This is a genomic window from Agromyces humi, from assembly GCF_009720255.1.
Taxonomy (GTDB): Bacteria; Actinomycetota; Actinomycetes; order Actinomycetales; family Microbacteriaceae; genus Agromyces; species Agromyces humi.
The window spans coordinates 1-4,481 of record NZ_WJSP02000311.1; the positions used below are offsets into that span (position 1 = coordinate 1).

The window sequence follows — 4,481 nt, forward strand, 5'->3', positions numbered from 1 at the left end:
GCCCGTGTGCTCGCCCCGGCCGAGCTGCTGCAGCGGCTCGGCAACCGGCTGCTCGTGCTCGGCGGCGGCGCACGCGACCTGCCCGAACGCCAGCGCACCATGCGGTCCACCATCGAGTGGAGCACGCAGCTGCTCACCGAGTCGCAGCGCGAGCTGCTCGCGCGGCTCGGCCTGTTCTCGGGCGGGTTCACCCTCGACGCCGCCGAATGGATCGCGGAGGGCATCCCCGACGCCGACACGATCGACGACCTCGCGGCGCTCGTGGACGGCAGCCTCGTGCGCCAACAGGACCGCGGCGACCGCGCGGTGTTCACGATGCTCTCGACGGTGCGCGAGTACGCGCTCTCGGAGCTCGAGGGCCACGAGGACGCCCGCGGCCTGCGCGACCGGCATGCCCGGTACTACCTGCGCCTCGGCGAGCAGGCGGAGTACGAGCTGGAGGGGCCCGCCCAGCTGCAGTGGATCACCCGGCTGGCCGAGGAGGGCGACAACCTCCGTGCGACCGCCCGGCACCTGCTCGACACGCGCCAGTGGGCGACCGCGGCGCATTTCGCGTGGACGCTGTACGTGTACTGGTGGGTGCACGGGCACCTCGGCGAGGTGCAGGCGTGGATGCGCGAACCGCTCGACTCGGGCGACGAGCTCGACGACCTCACGCGCGCCACGGCGCTGTACTTCACCCGCGCGATCGCCTTCTGGCGGGACCCCGACGAGTGGCTGGTGCCCGGGCTCGGCGAGAGCGCGGCGCTGTTCCGGCGCGAGGGCGACCGCTCGGGCGAGGCGCTGGCGCTCATCTCCCTCGGCCTGGCCCTGCTCGGGGCGCGCGAACCCGACGCCGCCCGTGCTGACGAGGCGCTCGAGGCGAGCTTGACCCTGTTCCGCGACGCCGGCGACAACTGGGGCGAGGCCATGGCGCTCGTGACGCTCGGGCGAGTGGCGCTGGTCCGCCAGGACGTGCAGGCGGCGCTCGCCCGCTTCGACGAGAGCATCGCGGTCGCCAAGCGGCAGAACGACGACCTCGGCGAGGCGATCGCGCTCCACCACCGCGGCTGGGTCGAGGTGCTCCTCGGTGCGTTCGACGTCGCGAGGGAGTGCTTCGAGCAGAGCCTCGCCAACTCCGAGCGGCTGCACCACGACGAGGGGGTCGCCTACGGGCTCGAGGGACTCACGGCCGTGGCGGCCGGCACAGGCGACGTGGTGCGGGCGGGCACGCTTCTCGGGGCCGCTGAGGTCGCACGCGAGCGCACCGGCCTCTACAACGCGCCGTCGTTCTCGTTCCACCAGCAGTTCGTCGACGGAGTCCTCGCGTCGCCGGCCGCCGGCACCTTCGAGGCCGCCCGTGCCCGCGGTCGCCTGCTCCCCCTCGACGAGGCCGTCGCCGTCGCCCTGCGACGCGAGGCGACGGCAGTGCCGCCACCTTGACCCCACGGCCGCGCATGCGGCATCCGCCCACCCCACCCCAGGAGGCACCCATGAGCGACGCGGCCCCTGTCACGCACGCGCCCGACCGGCATCACGCGGGTCCCGAGGACCGGGTGCGGCCCTACACGCGCGTGGTCGCCTACGTCATCATCCCGTTCCTCGTGGCCGCGGCGTTCCTCCTGCTCGTGCTGCCGGGCGGCACGGAGCAGCACTTCGCCTGGACCATCGCGCCGCCGATGACCGCCATGCTGCTGGGCTCCGCCTACGCGGGCGGCATCTGGTTCTTCGCGCAGGTGGCACTGCAGCGCCGCTGGCACCGGGTGCGGCACGGGTTCCCCGCGGTGCTGGTGTTCGCGACGCTGCTCGCCATCGCCACGATCCTGCACTGGGACCGCTTCCACTTCGGGCACGTGTCGTTCATCACGTGGGCCACCCTCTACGCGTGCACGCCCGTGCTGATCCTCATCGCGATCATCCTGAACCTCCGCGAGGACGACGGCATGCCCGAGGGCGACGACGTCGAGATCGCCGCGCCGTGGCGGTACATGCTCGCGCTGGTCGGCGCCGCGGCATCCGTCACGGGGCTCGTGCTCTTCATCGCCCCGTCGCTGCTCATCGGCGCCTGGGCGTGGGACGTCACCCCGCTCACGGCGCGCGTCGTCGGCGCGGTGCTCACGCTGCCGGGCCTGGTCAACGTGTGGATGCTCTGGGACGACCGGTGGTCGGCGTTCCGATGGGTGTTCCAGGCCCAGCTGGTGAGCCTCGCCTGCATCCTCATCGCGATCGTCGTGCGGATCGGCGACTTCCAGTGGCAGCGGCCGAGCGCCTGGCTCTTCGCCGGCGGCATCGTGCTGTCGGCCGTCGTCTACGCCGTGTTCTACGCGTCGCTCGAGCGGGCCCGAAGGGGCAGCGTCAGACGGTGACGGATGCCGCGAGGTGCGGTGCGACCGCCGATGCGAAGCCCGCGGCGGTGCGCGCGACGACCTCGGCGTACGGCGTGTCCCAGATCTGCTGGTTGAAGATCTCGACCTCGATGTCGCCGGCGTAGCCGGTCGCCTCGACGGCGTCGGTGAGCGACGCGAAGTCGATGACGCCGTCGCCCGGGTAGTGGCGGCCGAGGAGCACGTCGGCCGGCAGCGGGGTCTTCCAGTCGCACACCTGGTAGGTCGCGATGCGGCCCTCGGCGCCGGCACGGGCGATCTGCGGCAGCACCTCGGGATCCCACCAGATGTGGAACGTGTCGACGGTGACGCCGACGGCCGAGGACACGATCCGCGAGGCCGACCGCACCACGGTCGAACTGGCGATCGACCGCGCGGCCCACCGCCTGCTCGCGGACGCGTCGGATCGCGGCGTCCGGGCCGAGCTCATCGAGTTCCTGGTGTTCGGCGCGAAGCAGGCGTGGGCGTGCATCTTCGGAGCCGCCCTGCTCGCGGTCATCGTCGCCGCGCGCCTCTGGTATCCCGACGACGCGGCCCTCGCCCGCAACGACGCGCTGACGATCGCGGCGGTGCTCATCCAGGTCGTCATGGTGGCGACCCGGCTCGAGAGCGGGCGCGAGCTCTGGGTGGTCGTGCTGTTCCACCTCACGGGCACCGCCATGGAGCTGTTCAAAACCGACGTCGGGTCGTGGACCTACGACGGCGACGGCGTGCTGCGCATCGCGGGCGTGCCGTTGTTCTCGGGGTTCATGTACGCCGCCGTCGGCTCGTACATGGTGCGCGTGTACCGCCTCTTCGACCTGGGGTTCACCCGGTACCCGCGCCGGTGGGTCACCGTCGTCGTCGCGGCCGCGATCTACGCGAACTTCTTCACGCAGCATTTCGTGATCGACCTGCGGTGGGCGCTGCTCGCCGCAGTGGTCATCGTATGGTGGCCGACGGTCATGCACTTCCGGGTCTGGCGGCGACGGCCCCAGATGCCGCTGCTCGTCGCCTTCGGCCTCGTCGCCCTCTTCATCTGGCTGGCCGAGAACATCGCGACGTGGGCGGGCGCCTGGTTCTACCCCGAACAGCTCGACGGCTGGCAGCTCGTTTCGCCGTCGAAGCTCGTATCGTGGTTCCTGCTCATGATCATCTCGGTGGTGCTCGTGACGCTCGTGTATCCGCCGCGGCCGCCGGCCGAGCAGCGGGAGTATACGCATCCGAACGCTCGTTGTCTGCCGTTTCGTCGAATGCGCGATCGCGCGTGAGAATGGCTCGGGCGTCCACGGACGCCCGAGGAGGGAACACCATGGCAGACGACGAGCGCCTCGCACGCGAGTTGCGCCGCGCGGCGCAGCGCGGCGAGATCATCGCGCAGTACCAGCCGCAGGTCGACCTCCACGACGGCCTCCTGGTCGCTCTCGAGGCGCTGAGCCGATGGCGTCACCCGAGTCGCGGGGTCATCCCGCCCGCCGAGTTCATCCCGCTCGCGGAGGCCACCGGGGCGATGATCGACATCGGCGACGCCATGCTCGAGGCGGCCTGCCGGTACGGATCGGCCCTCGTTCGCGCCGGCCGACGCATCGAGGTCGCGGTGAACGTCGCGGCGGCGCAGCTGTCGGAGTCGGCCTTCGCGGAGCGGGTCGCCCACCACCTCGCCACCACTGGAATGCCCCCCGAGTTGCTGACGCTCGAGCTCACCGAGACGAAAGCGGTGCCCGAGGAGGCCGCCGAGACCCTCGCGGGGATCCGCGCGGCGGGCATCGGCATCTCGGTGGACGACGTGCGCACGGTGGAGGAGGCGGAGCTCCGCGTGCGGTCGCTTCCCATCACCGAGCTCAAGGTCGATCGCTCCGTGATCACGCTCCTGCCCGGGGACCGGAGCATCGCGGCACGACTCGTCGGGTTCGCGCGCGACCACGGCCTGCGCGCGGTCGCCGAGGGCGTCGAGACGCAGCCCCAGTTCCTCGCGGTGCGGGAGCTCGGGTTCGACCGCGCCCAGGGCTACCTGTTCGGTCGCCCGGAGCCCGAACGCAACATCTCAGCCCGGCTCGCGGTCGCGACGGCGCCGGGAGTGCCCGGTGGAGTCATGGCCGCGCCCGGCGCGGTCGCAACCGCACCGGGCGCGCCGGGACC

5 protein-coding genes are annotated in these 4,481 nt (G+C 72.1%); 4 read left to right on the forward strand and 1 reads right to left on the reverse strand.

What is annotated here, in order from left to right; all coding sequences use genetic code 11:
- On the forward strand, positions 1-1,422 hold a 1,422-nt coding region (locus tag GH736_RS17890; RefSeq protein ID WP_159605738.1), incomplete at its 5' end, for an ATP-binding protein.
- A gap of 50 nt (positions 1,423-1,472) precedes the next feature.
- A complete protein-coding gene (locus GH736_RS17895) occupies positions 1,473-2,345 on the forward strand; it encodes a hypothetical protein (RefSeq protein WP_159605740.1) in 873 nt (290 codons plus the stop codon).
- Here GH736_RS17895 and GH736_RS17900 read toward each other — a convergent pair.
- Positions 2,335-2,691 (reverse strand): TIM barrel protein, encoded by a 357-nt coding sequence (locus tag GH736_RS17900; RefSeq protein WP_407922366.1) that lies wholly within the window; start codon positions 2,689-2,691, stop codon positions 2,335-2,337. The genes GH736_RS17895 and GH736_RS17900 overlap by 11 nt on opposite strands.
- Between GH736_RS17900 and GH736_RS17905 the strand changes: the two genes are divergently transcribed.
- Together GH736_RS17905 and GH736_RS17910 are read left to right on the forward strand one after the other, a co-directional pair.
- The gene (locus GH736_RS17905) at positions 2,669-3,613 is read left to right on the forward strand and encodes a DUF817 domain-containing protein (RefSeq protein WP_235934422.1); all 945 of its coding nucleotides are present in this window, start codon (positions 2,669-2,671) and stop codon (positions 3,611-3,613) included. The genes GH736_RS17900 and GH736_RS17905 overlap by 23 nt on opposite strands.
- Before the next feature lie 41 nt (positions 3,614-3,654).
- A partial coding sequence (locus GH736_RS17910) for an EAL domain-containing protein (RefSeq protein ID WP_159605744.1) occupies positions 3,655-4,481 on the forward strand: 827 nt, incomplete at its 3' end.